Raw genomic sequence first — 21983 nt, forward strand, 5'->3', positions numbered from 1 at the left:
GGCGCAGGTAAGTTCGATCGAACCGGCCAATATGCTCGCAAGCTCTGACACGGTTGGTCCACCCGCCGATTCCACTTCAATTAACACAGCCAGATTGACTAGCGCGAGTTAACGCACCGTTGCCATGTCGATGACGAAGCGGTACTTGACATCACTTTTGAGCATCCGCTCATAGGCCTCGTTGATTTGCGGCATCTTGATGATCTCGACGTCAGAGACGATGTTGTGTTTCGCGCAAAAGTCCAACATCTCCTGAGTCTCAGCAATGCCGCCGATCATCGACCCGGAGATACTGCGTCGTTTGCTGATGAGGCCAAATGCGCCGGGCGAAGGATTCGGCGAACTCGGTATCCCAACCAAGACCAAAGTGCCGTTCATCTTAAGCAGTGTCACTAGCGGATCCAAGTTGTGAGCGACCGCGACCGTATCGAGAATGAAGTCAAAGCTGTTGCGATGGATCGCCAATGCGTCGGCATTCTCCGAAACAACGACTTCCTTGGCTCCCAACCGCAGCGCGTCCTCGGTCTTGCTAGGCGAAGTGGTAAATAGGACGACGTGCGCACCCAGCGCTGTCGCGATCTTTATCCCCATGTGCCCAAGCCCGCCCAGCCCAACAATACCCACCTTCTGGCCCGGACCAACCTTCCAGTAGCGCAGAGGCGAATAAGTTGTGATGCCCGCACACAACAATGGCGCTACAGCAGCTAGGGCCTTTTCGTGGTGTGAGATTCTTAGCACAAATTTTTCAGATACCACGATGTGGTCCGAGTATCCGCCCAACGTATTGGCGCGCGACACTTGTTCCTGGCTGTTGTAGGTCCCGGTCATGCCGTTGTCGCAGTACTGTTCGAGACCTTGAGCGCAAGGTTGACAGTGCTGGCAACTATCCACCATGCAGCCCACGCCGACGAAGTCACCCACTTTGAATTTTGAAACGTCCGTTCCCACTTCACTCACACGTCCGACGATCTCATGGCCAGGCACACAGGGATATACCGACGGGCCCCATTCGCTCCTTGCGGTGTGCAGGTCGGAGTGGCAGACGCCGCAGTACAAAATGTCAATGGCAACATCCCGCGCCGTCAGAAATCTACGCTGGAAAGTGAACGGTGCGAGTGGGGTGGTGGCGGACTGGGCCGCATAAGCATGCGCGAGTGTCATAGCGTTTCCGATGTGGACGTTCTAGAAGGTGAACTCTATTTTTGACTTTATGAATGCCAGAACAAGCAGGATCCCCTGATATGCCGTTCTATTGAGAGTTCGATTAAAGATGGTCTGCGTAAGCTGCTTCAAGGTGTATCGATGTCCTGATTCGCATCGATTCGTATGCTCAGGCGCCTGGTATCAGTTCGCCTGGCGAGTTCAATCTGCCTGCATTCCCATAAAACTGCACTGCGCAATCCAAAGGTTGTTCAACGCAACCGCGTGTGCACCTGCATTGCGATCTTTGAAGCGGGCCGACTAACAAACCTGTCCAATAGTTCAAGCCGCGTTGGATACATCGCATGGGACTCAGAATGCACATGCCAAATCGATCATCCCAGTACTCGCTGCTCAGAAAGATCGGTAGCGCCTCGCACTTCGGCGATATAGCTAAAACGCGGTGAAAGCACCGGCAGACTTTCAAGTGCATTCACTATGTGAAACATAGTTGGAAGCTCCTCCCAAGTAGAGCGGATAAATTTGACTTCTCCAATGCCTGAAACAAAAGAGGTATATCGAGGCTTGGCTGAACTGACTTGTGGAGACAACACCATTTCGTCAACAGCGGATTCGCCTACTTGGCGCAGGCTAGGGATGTACCGATGATGCAGAATTCCATCACTTTCCGGTGAATTCGGCGGCGCCCCGACCACCAAGTCGCTGAATGCCATCCGGATAAATTCGTGCCCTTCCCAAACGGCCGTGTGGAGTCGAGTCCCTTGTAGGATTCGGGGCTCTGGCAACTCACAGTACAGCTTCGAAAATCCTAGTTCCTCACGACCAGTCAGGATTGGTTCACATCGGTTTTCCCACAGGACAGGCATGAATGACCCGCGAACTGATTCGCTAGCGCCGCGGTAGCGAACTGGATATGAAACCGAAAGCAGTGAATAACCGCGCCCGGCGAGCCACTCAAGTTCTGTCAACGTCACATGTTCCACAGTGACGATGGGCTCACCGTCGAGTTCGCAATTCGGCGGCAGCAATTTACGAAGCTCAGCTTCATCCGTTAAAAAGCTGATTGAAGCGATAGTGCGCGGCGTATCACTAAGGTCAAATCTTTCTCCATTCGGTCCTTGGCGCGGTCCGGGACTGGGTCCAAACACCGTCGGCATTCTGTAACGCGAAGGAGTATCTATGCTATTTGTCATGATTAATTAAATACGAAACGTGGATAATATGCTGCAGGCTCTAATCGTCACGGGATTAGGTCCAATTAGCGCTTTAAGTTGCAGCCGCAACCCGAGTGGGGAAGATGTGAAATGATGGGCATGCAATGCTCCGGGTGGGCTGCTAGATTAGATAATGCTGAACAGCTTTTTCATCCCATTCCAATCCTACGCCGGGGACATCGGGAATTATGAGATTTCCGCCCTTGACCTCATACGGAGTCTGCAATACTACGTTGTGCCAATCATTCCACTCTAGCCAATGGGCGGTTTCCGACACTCGCATCATATGTGCTGAGACCTCGGGATAAACGTGGGACGACAAGGGCAACCCTGCGGCACCCGCAATAGCAGCCGCTCGCGTCCATCCAGTTACGCCGCCGATGCGCATTAGATCCAGCATGACTAAATCAGATGCCTTCTTTTGGATTGATTTGTACAGCTCCCGCGATCCGTAAATGTTCTCGCCCATTTGCAGAGGAGTTTTAAGATCTGCCGCTAGGCGCGCATATCCATCAAAGTTGTCATAAAGCAGCGGTTCTTCGATCCAGATCAGTCCATGATCGTCAATCAAATGACATCGCTGTAGAGCCTCGGCGAGGTTAAGACCCTGATTAAAATCAACCATTAAATCTACTTCATCACCAACCGCCTCTCGAACTGCATCGAGAGTGGCAAGGTCATCAGCTATCTTTTCTCGACCCAATCTCATCTTCAAGCTGGTGAATCCACCTTCATTCATAAGTTCCTTAGCTTCTTCGGCCGCGGCCCTCGGTTCCTGAAGCCAAAGACCGTTTGTGTTGTAGCATCTGACTGGGCCGACAGAGCCACCAAGCATTGCACACAACGGGAGTTGCGCGCTCTTTGAAAGAGCATCCCATGCCGCCATGTCGACACCTGAAGCAGCAATCATTGAGAAACCTTCATACCCAATTAAATGAAGCGATTTCCGGACTGCATTGAACAAGTCAACTGGCGACACAGTTTGACCTTTAAGCATCGCCCCAACATCTTCAAGAGCAGCTACCAAATAACGCATAGATTTAATGATGTAAGGCTGCAGATAGCTGCGACCAATCACGCCATCTTCCGTCATCAAATCAACCAAGACAATGGGCCAATCAGCAAACGAACCCATTCGGGTAACAATGGGTCGTTTGAGCTTGATGACGATTGGCCTGGCGGAAATGCTTCGGATTTTCAAAGATCTGTTGATCATTGCGTTAACCTCAAGTCTGATTTTCAAAAAGGAAGTAGAGATTACCGGGCGATGCGTAGATCTCTTCGCAGGAGTATTTCCCTCGTTAGATGGAGCGGCCTCCTATCGGTCAGCGTCATTCGATCAACCCGCAGCGACAATCGGATTTCGAAGAGTTCCTAGCCCGCTTGCACTGATCTCGCAAACATCGCCAGGGACCATCCACAGCGGCGGCTTGCGTGCTGCGCCCACGCCAGCTGGCGTTCCTGTGACGACAACATCACCTGGGCGCAAAGTCATAACCGCACTCAATTCGGCGATCAGCGTAGGAATATCGAAAATCAGATCGTCCGTGTTTCCGTCTTGCACCAGATTGCCATTTAGGCGAGTTTGCAGCGACAGTCCCTTTGCACCTTCGGGCAGCTCGTCGGCTGTCACGAGATATGGGCCAAAAGCACCTGTCTTGTCGAAATTCTTACCGATAGTCCATTGTGGCGTCCGGGTTTGATAGTCGCGCAATGACGCATCATTGAACAATGAATAACCAAAAACATGTTTGAGCGCTGCCGATTTTGAAATGTTTCGCCCGCCAATTCCAATCACAAATGCAATTTCACCCTCGTAGTCAAGCTGCTCAGACGTCTGAGGCCTTTCAATCGCATCTCCATGGCCGATCAAACTTGAATTGAAACGAGAGAACACGGTCGGATAAGCTGGCGGCACAAATCCACTTTCAGCCGAATGATCTACATAATTCAGACCAATACAAATGATTTTTTCTGGCGAGAGCAGCGGCGGCCTAAGCGAAACCTGCGCCAAATCCACATCTTCGCCAAGCGAAAGAGCGCGCGTCAGTTTTCGGATGGCGTTCGGGCCACCTTCCAGCGCGGTCTGCAGATCGCCAGCGATGCCCAATTTATCTAAGAAAAGTCCTTTAAAGTCCATTCCATCAAGGGCTACAGCCAAGCCATCGCGGCCGTGCTCTGAGAAGCGTGCAATCTTCATATTAATTCCAGTGTCGTAAGTATTTAAAACAATTCACCCGTGGAAAAATTCAATCTAATTAACCACATTAACGTCCACAACACCGAGCCCGGAGAACTCGGCTCGAATGTGATCTCCCGATGAAACAGGAAGCTGACGCAGAAATGAACCAGTCATGACGACCATGCCTTCAGTAAGCTGTCGCTGGTATTTCTCCAGCCGCTGCTTTAGCCACAAAATCGAATTCAGCGGATTTCCCAACACAACCTCACCGGGAGCGGAGTCAATCAGCGATGTGTTTTTGAACAACGTACAAACGACTTGCCTGTAATCTCTATCGATTTGATGCCTGACGGGCTGGCCTAGAACGATTCCAGTGTGTTCCGCATTGTCAGCAAAAGCCACGCCCATATCGAGAACTGTTACACGCTTCTCGATGTATTCGAATGCTGGGTATACAAAATCAACAGACTCAGCCATGTCGTCAAGCGTACGGGCGGATTTGATATTTTTGTTGAGCTGAAATGCCAGTTCGCATTCAATGTGCGGTTGAATAAGCTGGCTCGAGGCTAAGGCAGCCCCAGACCAAAGCACTTTATTTTCATAAATCGATCCGAATCCAGGCTCGGAAACTCCGAGTTGTTGCTGAACAGCCTTGTTGGTTGCCGCAACCTTCCAACCAAATCGGCGAATCCCGTGGGCTTCGTAGCGATCTCCCACTTGAATCTGAATAAGACTGCCTTCATCAACAGAAAGTTGGCCAGCCCATTGCATAGGCGTAGGCGTTCGTTCCCAAGCGGATCTCCAGAAAGATTCAAGTACTTCGTGCTTTTCAGTCATGATGCTGGATCCTGTAAAAAATCTAACAGTGCTATCTGGTTATGTGACGCGGTATGTACGATGTCGATGCTTGTAGTCAGCACTCTCGGCTGGGCCGCGAAATTCAAAAATTCTCAATTTATTTGTGAGAGGTTTTCTGAGTCGATGAGTAGCGCGCCAGCATCAAAGAGCGAATTAACATGCTCCTCTGACACTCCGATACTCGAAAGTACCTCTCGGTTGTGCTCGCCTCGGAATGCAGGCGATCCAGGAGGCGTTAGTTCATCCTTGGAAAACCGCCACGGACGACCGGGCAATATGTACTCTCCGCCGCGGCGGTTCGGCACACGCTCTACTGCGCGCCAATGTTCAGCCCACACTGAGGTAGTCAAGGCATGCGCCGTACGGATCACACCCATCGCGATTTTCGCTTCGTCCAATTGGCAATCGAGAGCTGCAAGGCTTTGAAATGTGTAGAACCATGTCTGCACTATCCGATGCAAGTCGGCCACATTCTGTTTTCGAGCGGTCGCCGTTGCAAAGCGCACGTCAGACGCTAGGTCAGGTCGACGCATCGCTTTAAGAAAGAATGGAAACGTAAGAGAGCCAACCAAGCTCGCACTCAACACGATCTGCTCACCGTTCGGTCCTTCAAAGAAAGGACAATCCGCCGCTCCGAGAATGGGTGGTTCGTCGTTAAGTTCCTCCGGATTCAGATCGAAATGTGCACGCTCACTCGTTGCGAGCATCGTGGCGGCCATCGGAACATCGACGTGCTGACCAACACCGGTCAAGGACCGCCGGTTCAACGCCGCCAATGCGGCGATTGCGCCTTGCAAGCCGGTATACACATCAGCGTGCGAGAGACTGTCGGTCATTGACCGCTCTAACGCTGCGCCGTAATGGTCCAGACTATTACGCGTAAATCCGGACTCTGCCTGAATTACAGGTGCGTATGCCATCCTGCTGGCCCAAGGTCCGAGTTGGCCATACCCGGAGATGGATACATAGATCAAGCGCGAATTGCGCGCTGCCAAGGTCTCATAATCCAATCCCAGAAACTTCATCGTTCCGGCGCGGAAATTCTCAACGACAACATCTGCTTCGTCACATAGCTTGAGGATGACGTCGAGTGCTCCCGGCACGTTGAGATCAATGCAGACGTTGCGCTTTCCAGCGTTCTGCTGCGCGTAGTATCCCGACATGCCCGAAGACCTTGGGTAGGCGAACCGGGAAAGGTCTTGCCGTGGCGGTTCGACCTTGATCACATCGGCACCCAGATCCATCAAGGTTCGGGCACACAATGGGCCGGCGAGCACACGTGAAAAGTCAACGACTCTGATTCCACTTAGTGGGCCGCTCATGGCTAAACCCCCTCGTATTTGGTCGAGCCCAAATCGCCTGCTTTGTACGCAGCAAGCCCGAGCACGAGGTCCTTGGAAGCCCAGATCGAGGCCTGAAGCTGCGTCATCGCCGCGTCTGCGGCGGCCACTCCCTGACTCACAGAAATGCGAATTAGTTGCTTTGATGCGGTGTGAGCGACAGTGGGGCCGGCAGCGATTTCGTTAGCAATGCTCAACGTGGCCGACTGCAATCGGTCGTCTGGGACCACCAAGTTAAGCAAGTTCCATCGCTCCAGAGTAGAGGCGTCGTATCTGCGTCCAAGAATCGCCATCTCACTTGCGCGCAATGCACCGGCGCGTTGGGTAATCCGCTGGACTGCACCCATCAAAGGATGCAAGCCGACAACCACTTCAACACATCCCAGCTTCGCCGACTCGGATGCAATGATGTAGTCGCAAGCGATTGCCAATTCCAATCCCCCCCCCACGCAGATGCCGTGCACGCTAGCGATTACTGGCAATCGACATGATTCGAATCGACTGAGAAATCCGGGAAGGTCATACGGATGTGCACGACCCGCGATAGCGGCGTTTCGCACTTCATTCAAATAGTCGACGTCCGCGCCTGCAGAGAAATTCTTGAGACCGCTGCGCAGAATTACCGCTCGTGACCCTGCGGACTCAGCTGCGGACAGACCATCCAGTACCGCGTCCAAAAATGCAATACTCATAAAATTGTGCGGGCGTGCTTCCATCGACAAAATGGAAACTGGGCCGTCAACACTATGCTTAATCAAATCATTCACAATTCCGCCTCTTTCTGTCATACGTTAGATACTTTGGGCCACATAACATTTGGAGCCCGCCGTGGTGCACTCCGAGTTGCAAAAATTTCTTTCGGCAAAGACCGCGCTTCAAGAGATCACTGCGGCTGCAATTTGAACTTGACCGCCATATCTGCGTACTGCTTGATAGCCGATGCGTAAAAGACATCAGCTTCTTTCAGCGACATACCGAATGGCTTGGCGGCACTATCTTTGGCAAATCTCTGGAATTCCGGCGTTTCAATCGCCTTGCGAATAGCGATGTTTAGCCTTTCGGCAACGCTCTCAGGCACATCCCGCTTCACCATAATCACACTCCAGGAGGCGTATTCAAACGTGCGATCACGCCCCTCCGCGAGAGTTGCTACGTCGGGGATCTCAGCGTTGCGCTGCGATGCAGCTAGGCCGACTGGAATGATCCGGCCTTCTTTGATCATAGAAATGCTGTTGGCTGCAATAGGCAAAAAGGCCAAGTCGACATGGTTCCCGAGAAGATCCTGAATGATTGGCGCCCCTCCCTTATAGGGCACTCCTGTGATTTGCATTCCGGCGAACGAGGCAAAGTCTTCACTGGCCAAATGCGATAGCGATCCAAGACCCTGGTGCGCGATGGATAGCCCTCCCTGCGTTGTTTTACTCATCTCAACTAAATCTTTGAGCTTTTTTCCTGCAAGCCCTGGCCGAGCTACAAGAATGAAGTCGCTGCGAGATAATGGGGTGATCAGCCTAAAGTCGGTCGCCTTGTATTGAGCGGACGACAACACAAGTGGCGCGAGAATCAGATCGTTCGCGTGGGCGAGCAGCGTATATCCGTCCGACGACGCTCTCGCGACGTTCATGACGCCAATAGCACCACCTACGCCCGGAAGGTTTTCAACTACGACGGGTTGACCAAGCGAACTTTGAAGCGATGCGAGAATTTGCCTGACAACTCCGTCTACTCCACCTCCAGCCGGAAACGCCACCTTGATCACTATTGGCTTTGACGGATATTGCTCGCTACTAGCGCTGTATTGCGGCAGAGAGAAAGCCATTGCGATCAGACTGAATATGACCGCCTTCCAACATGCAGAAATTTTCTTGACCGAGGTGAGGGGATGATGGATTAACACTTTTGTCTCCTGGGCGTATTGGATTGCGAGGCTTGACCCAAAGGGCCAAGCTGCCGGGCCTCGACTGACGGTTACCTCCCACTCATCCAGCGTCGGACAATGCTCGGTTGCGTCAGCCGTTTGTTGATATTACACAGAAAAATCTATTTTTTCAACAGGTTTGTGGGTGCGGCCGTGAACTTCTGTTTTGCGAGGTCGCCGGCTCGCCATGTCAAACGTGTGAGGGTGTGCGCAGCCAACGTGCACGACAAACACCCGCTGCCCGATCTGCTGGTTGTGAAGCCGTCGTACTCCAGGCCGCGGGTGAGCGATGACAACGCCTATGCCGAGTCGCGGTTTCGCACCGCCAAGTACCGCCCTGAGTTCCTGCCAAGGGCTTTGGCGACCTGCACGCTGCTCGCCGCCTGGGCCAGTGCATTCGTGCGTTGGTACAGCGTCGAACATCGCCATAGCGGCATTCGCTACGTCACGCCTGCACAGCGCCATGCTGGCCTTGATGCGGTGATCGCACGCGCTCTACACCCAGGCGCGCGAGCGCCATCCGGCGCACTGGGCGCGCAGCACGCGCAACTGAACACCAGCGGGCGCGGTGACACTGAATCCGGAGCGTGACAGCGTGGCCGCGGCCGACGTGGACCGCTTACGTAAACAGCGCTTGGCTGCATGACTCAGGCGACAACTATCTTGACACGGGCAGGAGTCGCGAAGCCTGAGCCTCAAGCACAGGGGGCAACTGTGGGAGCAGTGGACTGCGCGGGGCCTGGCGGCAACCACCGCGGCCAACCCGCAGCTGCTCCCGCTGATTGCCCAACGCTAGGCGGGTCACAGTGAGAGATATCGATGGCTATCGTTGCTGCACGCGAACCGTGCAGCGTGATCTCAACAGTGAGCATGAAGAGTTAGCGAAAGCGGTTGTTGAACGGAGGCCGCAGCTCGCGTGCGAGCTACTAGGCACTCACCTCAATCGAACAGTAGACTATCTGCTCGGTACAGACTTTCTCAGATAGTGTTGGCGTTGCACCGGGCGCCAGGGATTCGCAAAGGCGCGCACGACGCAGGCCAATCAGATCCGTGGCCTCCTCGGCGAGTTCGGTCTCATCGTCCCCCAAGGCATCGGCTACATCGCCTCTCGAGTCCCGGAGCTGATCGAAGATGCCAACAACGAATTGCCTGGCTCCTTTCGCGTCTTCATCCAGCGGCTGCTCGACCACCTCAAGGAACTTGGGCGGCAGGTCGAAGAGCTGGAGGCGCAGACCAAAGCATGGCATCGAAGTAGCGATCTCAACACCAAGCTCGCCCAGGTGCCCGGCATCGGTCCGATCACAGCGAGCGCGTTGGTAGCCTCCATCGGGGATGCGAAGAACTTCGACGGCGGCCGGCAACTGGCGGCGTGGTTGGGCCTGGTGCCCAGGCAACATTCCTCTGGAGGAAAGTCCAACCTACTGGGCATGAGCAACCGCGGCGACGGCTACCTTCGCACCTTGCTGATACATGGTGCGCGGTCGGTCATCAATCGCGCGGGGCAGAAGGCGGATCCGTGCAGTTGGGTTAACGCAGTGGTGCAGCGACGCAACAAGAATGTCGCGGCGGTCGCGTTGGCCAATAAGAAAGCTCGAATCGTCTGGGCGCTGCTGGCTCATGACCGGCTCTACGAGACGGGTTATAGCAAGGCGGCCGAGGTCGCGTGATCGAAGGCCAGTCGCGAAAGTCGCAAAACAACTTCGGGGAGAAATACCACCGATTGCTCAGGTGATCATGAAGTGATGGCAAGACGGTAAGACCGTGGTTGACCAAGCCCGCGCCGGACGAGGCACCTAGAGTGCGTGTAAGCGATCGAGGCGTCAACCAGCAGATCCCATCAGGGACCGCGGCCAAAAGCTGCACTCACAGTCCGAATGTACGGGAGCAATCTTCACCTTCGCGTCGCCATGAATTGAGAGACTGGCATAGGGGGCGTTCATCTACGTCCGGCCAACCCATCTTGATCCCCGCTACCAGGGCTAGGAGCATCGTGTTCACTACTCCACTTATTTCTTGGTGGACACCATCGTCATGGACACAAGCCCGCAACTCAAGACGGGATCACCGCGCGCTTACCTCGTGGCCGCAGACACGAGCACCATCGCATAGCCCTCGAAGCCCCGGATTGCGCGCGCCCGGCTAGGCCCGAATTCCGGCACAGAGCACTTCCCGAACACCGCGGTCGCCCTGGCCTCACAAATGCCGCATGCGCCGACGTCTTCCACGACGGCCGCAAATACTCACTGCCGGGTACCCCCCGGTATTCGCGTTAACCCGGAGACCTTCAATCCGTGGAGTTCGCGCGCAGTCAAGCAGTACTTCCTGCAAGCCCCAGTCGTTCGCGCCCGCACCGCCTATCGTTTGTGTGAGCGTGTTCCAAGACATGCCTTCGCGCAGTCCCAGGGCGCGCGTTCCGTCGGCTCGTCGTTGCGGGGTGCCGATGTCCGTGCAATCACTTGAAGCTCTTGCGAGCAAGGAGACAGAACAAATGGCCAAAATGAAAGCCGAGGAAGAGTACGTCCAAATAGACGACATGCCGTGGGCGCCTTTTCCCGACGCCTTTTCAAAGGGGGGCATCACCTGGAGGCTGCTTTACGTCTCGCCGGAGGCTAGCAGTTGGACGGCCGTGTTCGAGTGTCCGGAGGGCTCGTCCTTCAATGCGCACTTCCACACCGGGCCGGGCGAATATTTCCTCTACAAGGGCCGCATGGACGTGCGCGGGGGCAAGGCCGAAGGAGGCGATACGGCGCTGGCGCCGGGCTACGGCTTCGAGTCTTCCGGCGCGCGCCACGACAAGACCTACTTCCCCGTCCCGAGCGCGTTCTACATGACGTTTTCCGGGCCGCTCGCGTTCATCAACCCCGATGCAAGCGTGATTGCCAACATCGGCTGGGAAGAGGCGCAGGGCGCCTGGCAGGCGCACGTCGACGCGCATAGGTAGACGATCGAGTGCCTTGAACTCGGGCTCCGATTTCCCTCATGTCCAAGATCATCCACACCATGATCCGGGTAGCCGACCTGGATCGTTCAATACGCTTCTACGCCGACCTGTTGGATCTATCCGAGTCCCATCGGCTGGACTTTCCGGATTTCGCGCTGGTTTACTTGCGCAGCGGCGAGTGCGAATTCGAACTGGAGTTGACGCTGAACAAGGGCAGGGAGGAGCCCTACACCCACGGCAGCGGCTACGGGCACATCGCCGCCGTGGTCGACGATGCGAACGCCGAGAGGGCGCGCCTATTGGGCATGGGTTATCAGCCCGGAGATGTGAAGGAATTCAGGCGCGGGGAAGAACTGCTTGCGCGCTTCTTCTTCATCCAGGACCCGGACGGGTACAAAATCGAAGTGCTAGAGCGCCGCGGTCACTACCACTGAGTGCAAACCCCCTCGGCACCCGCGCCGCTCCCGGATATTCTGCATCGCGACCCATCGGGGTCACGTGCACAACGGAGACAACATGCAAGCAAACGCCAGCATGAAGAGCCCCTTGACGGTACAGCACTGGTCGACCGCCGGCATCCGCAGGTCCGAGGCCACTGACGCGTGGCAAGCCGCCCTCACGCAGAACTACGGCCATTGGCAGGTCACCGAATCGGTCGCCGACGGTTTCTCGGCGAGCATTCGGAGCCGCGACATCAACGGCCTGCGCGCGGTCGAGTGCGTGTGCGACCCCTGCTCGGGAAGCCGGCTGCCGCAATTTGTCGGCCGTGAGCCCGTCCCCTACATCGGCGTGCAGATTACCAAGGCTGGGCGCGAGAGATTCCATTTCGCGGGAGAGGATATCAGCCTGGGTGCGGGAGACCTGGTGATCTGGACGAGCGCGCAGCCAGCCGAATTCACGGTGATGGAACGTCTGCACAAGGTGTCGCTAGTACTGCCTTGGGCGGAGGTCAAGGAGCGACTTCCCCGTGGCACGGGATTCACCGGTACGGTGATCGACAGCCGCGTCGGAATCGGTGCGGTTCTCTATTCGCACATCGACAGCCTCGCACATCAACTGGAACTCTTCACCGAAGGCGACAATGCCGGCGTACGGCGTGCCACGCTGGAGTTGCTGACCGCGGCGATGTGCCATCGCGTCGAGGCGCCACAGCGCGGACTGTCATCGCGCTACCTGAAGCAACTGCAGGACTACATTCTCGCCCACCTGCAGGACGACCACCTGTCGCCGACCAGTATCGCGGCAGCCAACAACATGTCGCCGCGATACGTACACATGCTCTTTGCTCAGATCGGCGTGAGCGCTTCAGTGTGGATCAGAACGCAACGACTAGAGCGATGCAGGGACGACCTTCGCAGCCGGACCTATCGGGACTGCAGCGTCGCGGAGATTGCTTATACCTGGGGATTCGCGGACCCTTCGCATTTCACGAGGATCTTCAAGCTGCAGTATGGCGTCGGGCCTCGGGAGTTTCGCGAGACGGCTCCGCAATAGCTCGTGCGGGCCCCTTTCAAGACACGGCTGGCACGCAACTCGCGGTTCCACCGCTACTAACGGCTACCTAGCTCCTCGCTCTCTACTAGGCTGAGCGACAACCCGCTCTCATCAGAGTGCGCGCGTCCGGCGCAAGTAGGTCCAACATGGGCGCCGCAGCAGCAGATGGAAATCTCGCCCGGCGCGCATGCAACGCTGTTTCACTGGAAAGACCGCTATCGATTCAGTCCTTCAAAAGTTCGAGCAAGACCTAGCCGTCAGTGAACGTCTGAGCCGCGATCTTGCCCTTGCGCACCACCAGGGTGTCAGTCGCGATATTCACGAAGGGCTTCGCGTCCCAAACAAGATAGGCCACGTCGCCGTCGATCGCCTGCGCATTGATCTTGAAGGCTTCCCAGAAGCCTGGCTTGACCGACTTCAGGAAACCGTCGAAGAAGCCCCGGATCTCCTCCTTGCCGTGATACTTTTTGTCATGCGTGAGGAGGATCGAAGAGTCGGAATAGTCTTGCATGATTTCGTCCAAGCCTTTGGCAAACGCACCAAGGTGATGTTTCAGCACAGTTTCGGTAGAGGCATAGGCTGCGGCAGCCTCGCCGGACAGGATAGCCAGCGGGGCTGCGGCAAGCACCAGCGCGCCTTGATGGAATGCGCGCCGCGGTGATGATTGAATATGCAGGGGCATCGTTGTCTCCTTTCGGCTCAGGGCCGTGAACTTATGAACCGAAGAACGATACGCAGCGCGACCGGGATGGACTGCGTTCAAAGGGAAGTCGTGCTTGACTGGACGCGCAAAGAGCGGGTTTTCCCGAGCAAAGGTCGGTGCGCCTCCTGGGACGCAGTGAACTGCTTCGAGAGAGCGGCTTCACGCCGTTGAAGCCCTGCGCAGTTGCCCATGTGCATCAATCTGATTGTCGGGCTAGGCGCCGATCGGGGTCGGGATCCAGCACACGCATCCGCCGCAACTGCTATGGTCGATTGGGCGGGTCCAGACTCATGACGGACCAACGGGCCAAGAGGCTCTGGACGACGCTGGTCGGAGCGGTGCAAGAGGTCTGCGTCGAGCACGCCCAGCAGCAAAGCCACGAACGAGGAGGCTCTAGCGGCTCGACGGACGGATGGTTGGGCGATACCAGGCGAGCACCAAGTTCTGCAAAAGCCAACGGCCACGCGATTGCACGTGGCCGTTCGTTGGCAGCGACCTCCAGGATGGATCGCCGACTATTGCTGCTATCTACAGCGGCAGGCTCAGCTCAGGCGACGACTTCGGTAAGTTCTCCGGCCCAGGGAACCGGCGACCGTGACGGCGCCGATGGCACGAGGCTGCTTGCGGTATCAAGGCGATGGAGTTGTTCGGCCGAGAGGTCGACCGTCAGCGCACCGAGGTTGTCGATCAGTTGGGCAACCGAGCGCGGTCCGATGATCGGCGCGGCCCCATGCGTGCCGGCCCAGGCAATGGCAACCTGGCCTGCGCTGACGCCCAACTCGCTTGCAACAGCCAGCACGGTGTCCAGAACCTGCGTGCGCTGCGCCGAGTTCTCCGACTGGAAGACCCGGCCGCCAAAGCCTTCAGCCCGGCCCTTTTCTCCTTGCCGATACTTGCCGGTCAACATGCCCCCTCCCAACGGTGACCAGGTCACCACGCCCAGGTCCAGGGCGCGCGCGGCCGGGAACAGGTCGGCCTCGGGCTCACGGCGCACCAGGCTGTGCTCGAACTGGGCCGCCGCAATGGGTACCGCGTGGGTCAGTTCAGCCAGGGTGACTGCACGGGCCAGGCGCCAGGCGGGGAAGTTCGACAAGCCTGCATAGAGGATCTTGCCCGCACGCGCCAGATCCTCGAAGCCGCGGACGATCTCCTCGATGGGCGTGACGCCGTCGGGATGGTGCGCCCAGTAGATGTCGATCCTGTCGGTCTTGAGGCGCTTGAGGCTCGCCTCCACGGAAGCCACCAGTGCTTTGCGGCTGTTGCCGGTGACCAACCGGTTCGCGTTCGGCACGGCGCCGTTGGTGAACTTGGTGGCCAGCACAAAGTCCTCGCGCCGCCCCTGCAGCAGAGTGCCGAGCAGTTCTTCCGATTGACCGAACTGGTAAACGTCTGCCGTGTCGATGAAGTTGCCGCCGGCCTCGGCATAGGCGTTGAAGACGGCCTCTGCGGCATCGGGGTCGGCACCATAACCCCAGCCCGTGCCGAAGTTGCCAGTGCCCAATGCGACTTGCGACACACGCAGGCCGGTTTTTCCAAAGACGGTGTATTTCATGCTTCGCTCCTTTGAGAAATATCGTGCTGCGGCTCAACCGACGATGCCGACCGGCGCGGAACCACCACATTGCCGACGGAAATCTGCACGACGCCCCCGTCCTGATTCAGGCTGTTCGTCCCCACCTTGACCAGCCCTTGCTCGGGCCTGGACTTGGACTGGCGAACTTCCAGCACCTCGCTTTCCACGTGCAACTCGTCGCCTGTCTTTCAACGCACCACCAAAGGTGCCGATCGGCGTGCGCACCGGCGCACAAAGAACGATTTCAGGCTTGCTCATCGGAACTCCTTGTCGTGAGAGCGGGTTGGTCGAAGATGAGGCAGGTCGTGGTTGCATGCGCATAGATCTTTCCGTCGGGGCCGACGATCCGACCTTCGGCCACGGCAACTTGCCGTCCGGCGTGGATCAACTTGCCTTCCGCACGCACCAGCGGCACTTGATCGTTGAGCGCGCGAAGCATGTTCACCTTGAGTTCCAGGGTGGTGAAGCCTTTGCCGGCGGGTAGCGTCGAATGCACGGCACACCCCACGGCAGAGTCCAGCAGCGTGGCGAACCAGCCGCCATGCACGGTACCGAGCGGGTTGTAGAGGCGCCTTTGCGGTCGCCCCTGGAAGACGGCGACTCCGGGTTCGATGTGGATCGCCAGGATGTTGACCGTGTCGTTGATCGGCGGAGGGGGCAGCTCGCCCGAGAAGATTGCCTCGAACATCTCCATGCCCGAGCGGCCAAAGACCTTTCCCTTGGGCTCTGCGCCCGGAGCACTCTGGCGCGCGCGCACGCGCGCTTCGTCCGCTTCCCAGCGGGCTACTACGTCGTCGACTTCCATCCGTCACTCCTTTCGCTCGACGCGATTGCATATACAAAGGTTGCATATACAATGTAGCACATGAAGAACGCCGCCAAGCCGCAAGGGTGTACGAACCTGAAGCTCCGCCAGCTCACTCGCATGGTGACGCGTCACTACGACTACCACGTCAGCGAGACGGGACTGAAGAATACGCAGTACGCGCTGCTGTTACACGTCGTCAGACTTGGGCCTATTCGTCCGGGCGAACTGGCCAAACGCATGCACATGGATGCTTCGACGTTGACGCGCAACATGCGGCCGCTGGTGGCGCATGGGTGGCTGCAGATCGGTGCGGGTAGCGATGCGCGCAGCCGCTTGGTGGAGGCCACAGAAGCGGGTCGAGCCAAGCAGGCCGAAGGGCAGCGGGCCTGGAAGGCGGCGCAACTGGCGCTCAACGAGCGTCTGGGAATCGCGCGCGTCGCCGCGCTGCACGAGCTGCTGGACGCCTGCATCGAATGCCTCGATGACGATCCCCAAAGTTCCGCCGAAGACAACGCTGAATCAGTTGACAGCGGTGATCGCAGCAGGCAATCCCGGAGATAGCCTTGGAGTCGATGATGCAGTTCCTCAAGGACACCCAAGTGGAGGGCCGACTCTTCCCGCAAGGCGCACGCGTGAGAGTGATCAATGCCGGGGATAGTTGCCTGGTGCTACCAGCCCCGGAGGCACACACCACACTGTGCGCAGTGCCGACGAGGAACCTCGCGCGGCTGACGCTGTTCCGCGTTGTGCTGGTCAACCATCAAGTCAGCCTGCTCGATGAGCAGGAACGCTGGGGACTCGATGCGGCCGATATTCGTTCGAACATCGCCCGATCAGTCCCTGACTGTGAAATTCTCGACCTGGATGAGGCGTCGTCGTGACCGTCCCGCCAGTGGACGACGCGATCCACGCCGCCTCCGACCGTTCAACAGACGACCGAGTGATGCACAAGCAAACCCACGTAGCGACAGGCGACGGCAGCCTGAGACCGCAGGTGCCGCTGACCGGTGAATTGCTACTGATGCTCGCCGGCCTGGGGGCCCTAGGCTCGTTGGCCACCAACATCATCCTGCCCGCATTCCCGAGCATGGGCGCCGAGCTTGGAACCTCAGTGAAGGATCTGAGTGCAACGCTCGGCACGTTCTTCGTGGCCTTCGCCGTGGGCCAGCTCTTCGTTGGGCCTCTCTCAGACAGATTCGGCCGCAAGCAGTTGGTGCTGTGTGGACTGGCAGCGTTTGTTGTCGGCAGCGCCGTTTGCGCACTGGCGGTCAACCTTCCTCAGCTTATAGCCGGTCGCATCGTGCAGGCGCTTGGCGTGTGCGCAACGTCCGTGCTTTCCCGCGCCATTGCGCGTGACCTGTTCGAGGGCGAAGTGCTCGCGCGCGCACTCTCATTGATCATGGTGGCCATGGCGGCCGCGCCAGGTTTCTCTCCGCTGCTGGGAGGCGCATTGAACAGTTTGTTGGGCTGGCGGGCGACATTCGTTATGGTGGGTGTGTTGGCCGTTCTGCTGGGCACTCATTACCTCTTCCGCCTTGGAGAAACGCACCGTGCCGATAGACGCGTGGCTCTTTCGCTTTCTGCCGTGGCGAAGACGTATGGACAACTTCTGTTCGACCGCCGCTTCATCGCCCCCGCGCTGTCAGTGAGTCTGGTCATCGGTTCCCTGTACATGTTCTTCGCGATGGCGCCGGCCATTCTGATGGAGGGTTTCGGCTTCTCGCCGCTTGGACTGGCACTGTTCTTCGCTTCCACTGTCTTCGTGGTTTTCGGCGCCGGCATGCTGGCCCCGCGGCTGGCGCACCGATGGGGACCGACGCACGCGGCGCGGACCGGGATCATCGTCGCGTTTGCGGGCAGCGTCGCCTTGCTGGCCGGCCCGCATGACGTCTACTACTTCTCGACGGCACTGACAGTGTTCCTGCTGGGCATGGGCATGATCAACCCGCTGGGAACTGCCATCACGCTGCAGCCCTTCGGACATCAGGCCGGGGCTGCGTCGGCCTTGCTCGGCTTCCTGCAGATGGGCTGTGCGGCCCTCGCCATCGGAATTGCCTCAGCGCTGCCGATTCCTGCCTACCTGGCTTTTTGCATCGTCCTGGTGACGAGCTTGGCGTTGTCGCTGTTGGCGTTCGGGGGGCAGCCTCGCGCCAGATAGCCGTAGCCATCCCCCAGTCCCTCTGTCCAGGTGCACGCCTTCGGTGAGCAGTCGGTTGACGAACACCCCCACAAACCGGTCTCAGGCGCTCCGAGCTATCGGCCTCAAGCCATGAGCGTCATCCCATTGCTGCCATAGGTCACGGCGCTTGCGCTGGGCCTGTTCGGCGTTGCCTGCCTTGACGTGGCCATAGCCCCGCACACCGTCGGGCCACTGTGCGATCTGTTGGGCGAGAGAAAGCAAATCTGGCCGGAGCCCGGTGAGCAGGCGTTCTATGTCCTGCTCGTATTGCTGGACCAGCTCGCGTTCCAGAGTTCGTTCCGAACTCCAGCGGAATGGATCGAACCAAGTACCGCGCAAGCCGCGCAACTTCGCCATCACACCAAACACGCGCAACATCCATGGGCCGACTTCTGTTTTTTCCAAAGCGCCGGTGGCCTTGTTGCGGCGAGCGAAAGGCCCCGAGCCAAGATGAAAGCGGATGGTGTAGTCCCCCTCGAACTGCTCCGCCAGCGCCGCTTGAAAATCCGGGTGGGTATACAGGCGGGCCACCTCCCATTCGTCCTTGACCGCCAGGAGGCGGTGGTAGCTGTGCGCAACTGCCGCGGTCAGCCCGCTGGTGCTGCCGAGACGAGTCTCGGCTTGACGCACGCGGTCGATCAGCGCTGTGTATCGCGACAGCAGCGCATTGACACCGTATTCCTTCAGATGTTGGCTGCGATGCGCCAGGATCTCATCGACAACCGGCTTCTTGCGCGGGACGAACCGCATCACATTCGATGGCGTGCGGGCTTGGGCAATGGCTTCCACCTGCGGCAGATCGACGGCGGCACGCCGGCCCCATGTGAAGGATTCCTTGTTCATGGGGACTGCAACGCCGTTGAGTTCGATCGCCCGGTCAATCGACTCCAGAGACAAAGGGATGTGACCTAGCTGCCAGGCCGCACCCAACATGAACATGTTGGCGGCGATGGGGTCGCCCATCAGCGTCGTTGCGAGCCGCTGTCCTTCGAGCAACAGCACGCGCTGGCCCAGTCGCTCGCGGAACTGGCCGATCAGGGCGTCGGTGTCCACGCTCCAGTCTGGATTTCGCGCGAACTCGGCGGTCGGAATGATGTCGGTGCAGACGACGGCCGCCCCCTCCACGGCATGCAGCTTTGCCATCGAATCGTCGGACGCCGCCACGATGAGGTCGCACCCAATCAATCCCTGCGCCTCACCCTGGGCGATTCGGGTCGCATGCAGGAAGTCCGGCTGCGGTGCCCACCGCACATGCGAATGAACTGCACCGTATTTCTGCGCGAGGCCGGTGACATCCAGGTTGGAACTGAAGTACCCCTCGATGTGGGCGGCCATGGCCAAGGTCTGACCGATGGTGACGACACCGGTGCCTCCGATGCCGGCAATGAGCACACTGTGGAGCTGCTCGATCGGCGCGATGGCCGGCGTTGGCAACTCTCCTTGCCATTGACGACGTGGCGACGATGCAGGCTGGAGGTTCTTCTTGATCTGGCCGCCCGAGACCGTGACGAAGCTGGGACAAAACCCCTCGACGCAGGAGAAGTCCTTGTTGCAGGTGCCTTGATTGATGCGGCGCTTGCGACCGAGTGCCGTTTCCAGAGGCTCGATGGACATGCAGTTGGAGGCCTTGCCGCAGTCACCGCAGCCTTCACAAACGGCAGGGTTGATGAAGCTGCGTTTGTCGGGGTCGTGCCACTTGCCGCGCTTGCGCAACCGTCGCCGCTCGGTAGCGCAGGGCTGGTCATAGAGAATGACAGAGACGTTCCCGTATTCCCGAAACTCTTTTTGAACAGCGTCGAGTTCGCTCCGATGATGCACCGCCACGCCGTCCGGCAATGCGATGCCTTCATATTTCTGCGGCTCGTCCGTCACGATGGCCATCTTGCGCACGCCTTCTGCCGCCAGTGCGCCGACGATCTGCTGGGGGCTCAGGCCGGTCTCCACGGCCTGGCCGCCGGTCATCGAGACAAATCCGTTGTAGAGGATTTTGTACGTCATCGGCACGCCGGCCGCGATGGCTTGGCGTACAGCCAGAAATCCCGAATGCGAAAACGTGCCATCGCCAAGGTTCGCGAAGACGTGCTTCTCGTCGGTGAATGGCTGCTGCCCCAGCCACATCACGCCTTCCGCGCCCATGTGGGATACCGTCGTGGTGGTCAGCGGATCGGCCAACATCGCCATGGTGTGACAGCCGATGCCGGCAAGCGCGCGACTGCCCGTTGGCACGCGCGTCGAGCGATTGTGCGGGCAGCCGGAACAGAAGCTGGGGGTGCGGTTGGGCTTGCTCATGGGCTAGTCTCCAGGGTGCTTTGCGTTGTGGCGTGAGGTTTTGGTACACCCGTGGAAGGCGAGACCAGAGCATCGATGACAAGGTGACCCAGCACTTTCTGGAGTACCTGGGCAACCATCGGCGGAGAAATCTCCCCATGATCGGGAAAGGCCACCGGTCCCCGCTCAGGGTCGAACACGCTGCCATGCATGTGCTTCCCCACCACCTCCGGCGGACTGGCTTGGCCGTACAGGATGCTGCGAATCTGGTCCTCCAGAATCGGGCGCTTTTCCTCCACCACGATGACGGTCTCGACGCCCGATGCAGCGGTGCGCACAACGTCTGGATCGAGAGGCCAGGTCATGCCGATCTTCAGCAGTCGAATGCCCGCACGCTCCAGCCGCGGCTCGTTCCAGCCGAGGTGGGCCAGGGCCTGCTGAAGGTCTTGCCACGCCTTGCCCGAGGACACGATCAGTGCATGAGCAACCGCTGGAGCGACGCTGATGTGGTTCAGGCCATTGAGGCGCGCATAGTCCAGCGCGGCGCGGATCTTAACGTTGTAGAGCCGGGCCTCTTGCGGAAGCGGCATGTCAATGGCGCGAATGTGCACGCCTTTTCCTTGAGCATCGGCAGGCATGGCGGGCGCCTCAGGGAGTCGGATTTCGGGGGTGTGCACTCCGACCCGCACCGATCCCCCACCTTCCACCACGTCGGTGACCACCTTGATCGCGACCCAGCATCCGCTGTACCGGCTCATGGCGATGCCATGCAGGCCGTAGTTCAGCAGCTCCTGCGTGTTCGACGGGTACAGCACGGGGATGCCCACCGCCATGAAGATCGGATCGGAGAAGTTGGCGACCGTCGAACTCTTCGCGCCATGGTCGTCCCCGGCCAAGCAGATGACGCCGCCCCGGGGCGAGGTGCCCGCCTGATTGGCGTGGCGAAGCACATCGCCGGATCGATCGACTCCGGGGCCTTTGCCGTACCAGATGCCAAACACGCCGTCGACCTTTGCACCAGCGAAGTTCCCGACCTGTTGGCTACCCCAGATGGCGGTGGCCGCCAGGTCTTCGTTGAGGCCGGGACGGAACACCACGTTGGCCTCGTCAAGCTCTCGCTGGGCGGCCCACAGATCCATGTCGTAGCGCCCCATGGGCGAGCCACGGTACCCGGAAATGTAGCCGGCGGTATTCCACCCTTGAGCCTGGTCGCGGGCACGCTGCTGCAACGGTAGGCGCACCAACGCCTGCATGCCCGTCATGTAGACCCATTGGTCCTGGGCAGCGTATTTGTCTTGCAGCGTGGTCTGCGGACGCGGTTGAAGCGTTCCCATCTTTGTCTCC

At 58.3% G+C, this 21983-nt stretch carries 18 protein-coding genes and 3 pseudogenes; 8 read left to right on the forward strand and 13 right to left on the reverse strand.

Annotation, left to right across the window (positions count from 1 at the left end):
- Window positions 1-108: 108 nt before the first annotated feature.
- From QTI20_RS25145 to QTI20_RS25180, 8 genes are all read right to left on the reverse strand, one after another.
- Window positions 109-1161, reverse strand: a complete 1053-nt coding sequence (locus tag QTI20_RS25145; RefSeq protein WP_076196669.1) for an NAD(P)-dependent alcohol dehydrogenase — start codon at window positions 1159-1161, stop codon at window positions 109-111.
- Between the two features lie 374 nt (window positions 1162-1535).
- Window positions 1536-2354, reverse strand: coding sequence for an acetoacetate decarboxylase family protein (locus QTI20_RS25150; protein WP_076196671.1), 819 nt, complete (start codon window positions 2352-2354; stop codon window positions 1536-1538).
- 142 nt (window positions 2355-2496) lie between these two features.
- Complete coding sequence (locus tag QTI20_RS25155; RefSeq protein ID WP_076196673.1) at window positions 2497-3591, reverse strand: enolase C-terminal domain-like protein; 1095 nt, start codon at window positions 3589-3591, stop codon at window positions 2497-2499.
- A 123-nt stretch (window positions 3592-3714) separates the two neighbouring features.
- Entirely contained in the window at window positions 3715-4575 is an 861-nt protein-coding gene (locus QTI20_RS25160; protein WP_286556130.1) for a fumarylacetoacetate hydrolase family protein, read from the reverse strand.
- 54 nt (window positions 4576-4629) lie between these two features.
- Complete coding sequence (locus QTI20_RS25165; protein WP_286556132.1) at window positions 4630-5394, reverse strand: 2-keto-4-pentenoate hydratase; 765 nt, start codon at window positions 5392-5394, stop codon at window positions 4630-4632.
- Between the two features lie 113 nt (window positions 5395-5507).
- Window positions 5508-6737, reverse strand: coding sequence for a CaiB/BaiF CoA transferase family protein (locus tag QTI20_RS25170; RefSeq protein WP_076196679.1), 1230 nt, complete (start codon window positions 6735-6737; stop codon window positions 5508-5510).
- A gap of 2 nt (window positions 6738-6739) precedes the next feature.
- Window positions 6740-7522: an enoyl-CoA hydratase/isomerase family protein gene (locus QTI20_RS25175; protein ID WP_239467155.1), complete on the reverse strand. Its 783-nt coding sequence runs from the start codon at window positions 7520-7522 to the stop codon at window positions 6740-6742.
- A 116-nt stretch (window positions 7523-7638) separates the two neighbouring features.
- Window positions 7639-8652 (reverse strand): tripartite tricarboxylate transporter substrate binding protein, encoded by a 1014-nt coding sequence (locus QTI20_RS25180; RefSeq protein ID WP_157900048.1) that lies wholly within the window; start codon window positions 8650-8652, stop codon window positions 7639-7641.
- A gap of 270 nt (window positions 8653-8922) precedes the next feature.
- On the opposite strand from QTI20_RS25180, the pseudogene QTI20_RS25185 reads away from it, so the two are divergent.
- From QTI20_RS25185 to QTI20_RS25205, 5 genes and pseudogenes are all read left to right on the forward strand, one after another.
- Window positions 8923-9319 (forward strand): annotated as a pseudogene (locus tag QTI20_RS25185) (integrase core domain-containing protein); the annotation flags it as partial.
- 339 nt (window positions 9320-9658) lie between these two features.
- A pseudogene (locus tag QTI20_RS25190) lies at window positions 9659-10340 on the forward strand (IS110 family RNA-guided transposase); the annotation flags it as partial.
- Window positions 10341-11161: 821 nt separating this feature from the next.
- Window positions 11162-11614 (forward strand): cupin domain-containing protein, encoded by a 453-nt coding sequence (locus QTI20_RS25195; RefSeq protein WP_286556135.1) that lies wholly within the window; start codon window positions 11162-11164, stop codon window positions 11612-11614.
- Window positions 11615-11652: 38 nt separating this feature from the next.
- Entirely contained in the window at window positions 11653-12048 is a 396-nt protein-coding gene (locus tag QTI20_RS25200; protein ID WP_286556137.1) for a VOC family protein, read from the forward strand.
- Window positions 12049-12130: 82 nt separating this feature from the next.
- Window positions 12131-13108: a helix-turn-helix domain-containing protein gene (locus QTI20_RS25205; protein ID WP_083686084.1), complete on the forward strand. Its 978-nt coding sequence runs from the start codon at window positions 12131-12133 to the stop codon at window positions 13106-13108.
- A 250-nt stretch (window positions 13109-13358) separates the two neighbouring features.
- Here the strand turns inward: QTI20_RS25205 and QTI20_RS25210 are convergent, their stop codons facing one another.
- The 4 genes from QTI20_RS25210 to QTI20_RS25225 all read right to left on the reverse strand — a co-directional run bounded on the left by QTI20_RS25210 (window position 13359) and on the right by QTI20_RS25225 (window position 16189).
- On the reverse strand, window positions 13359-13790 hold the full coding sequence (locus QTI20_RS25210) for a nuclear transport factor 2-like protein (RefSeq protein ID WP_239467156.1): 432 nt from the start codon (window positions 13788-13790) through the stop codon (window positions 13359-13361).
- A 568-nt stretch (window positions 13791-14358) separates the two neighbouring features.
- Window positions 14359-15363 carry an aldo/keto reductase gene (locus QTI20_RS25215; RefSeq protein WP_286556141.1) on the reverse strand — a complete coding sequence of 335 codons (1005 nt, stop codon included), beginning with the start codon at window positions 15361-15363 and terminating at the stop codon, window positions 14359-14361.
- Window positions 15360-15551 (reverse strand): hotdog family protein, encoded by a 192-nt coding sequence (locus QTI20_RS25220; protein WP_286556143.1) that lies wholly within the window; start codon window positions 15549-15551, stop codon window positions 15360-15362. Before QTI20_RS25220 ends, QTI20_RS25215 begins: the two co-directional genes overlap by 4 nt.
- 77 nt (window positions 15552-15628) lie before the next feature.
- Window positions 15629-16189, reverse strand: a complete 561-nt coding sequence (locus QTI20_RS25225) for a PaaI family thioesterase (protein ID WP_076196690.1) — start codon at window positions 16187-16189, stop codon at window positions 15629-15631.
- 60 nt (window positions 16190-16249) lie between these two features.
- Here QTI20_RS25225 and QTI20_RS25230 point away from each other — a divergent pair, with 60 nt between their 5' ends.
- From QTI20_RS25230 to QTI20_RS25240, 3 genes are all read left to right on the forward strand, one after another.
- Window positions 16250-16753 (forward strand): MarR family winged helix-turn-helix transcriptional regulator, encoded by a 504-nt coding sequence (locus QTI20_RS25230; protein WP_076196692.1) that lies wholly within the window; start codon window positions 16250-16252, stop codon window positions 16751-16753.
- A gap of 14 nt (window positions 16754-16767) precedes the next feature.
- Window positions 16768-17073 carry a hypothetical protein gene (locus QTI20_RS25235; protein WP_239467157.1) on the forward strand — a complete coding sequence of 102 codons (306 nt, stop codon included), beginning with the start codon at window positions 16768-16770 and terminating at the stop codon, window positions 17071-17073.
- Between the two features lie 62 nt (window positions 17074-17135).
- Entirely contained in the window at window positions 17136-18350 is a 1215-nt protein-coding gene (locus QTI20_RS25240) for a multidrug effflux MFS transporter (protein WP_286556147.1), read from the forward strand.
- Between the two features lie 81 nt (window positions 18351-18431).
- Here the strand turns inward: QTI20_RS25240 and QTI20_RS30800 are convergent.
- A pseudogene (locus QTI20_RS30800) lies at window positions 18432-21973 on the reverse strand (indolepyruvate ferredoxin oxidoreductase family protein).
- Window positions 21974-21983 lie beyond the last annotated feature (10 nt).

Source organism: Variovorax sp. J2P1-31, assembly GCF_030317215.1.
Lineage (GTDB): Bacteria > Pseudomonadota > Gammaproteobacteria > Burkholderiales > Burkholderiaceae_C > Variovorax.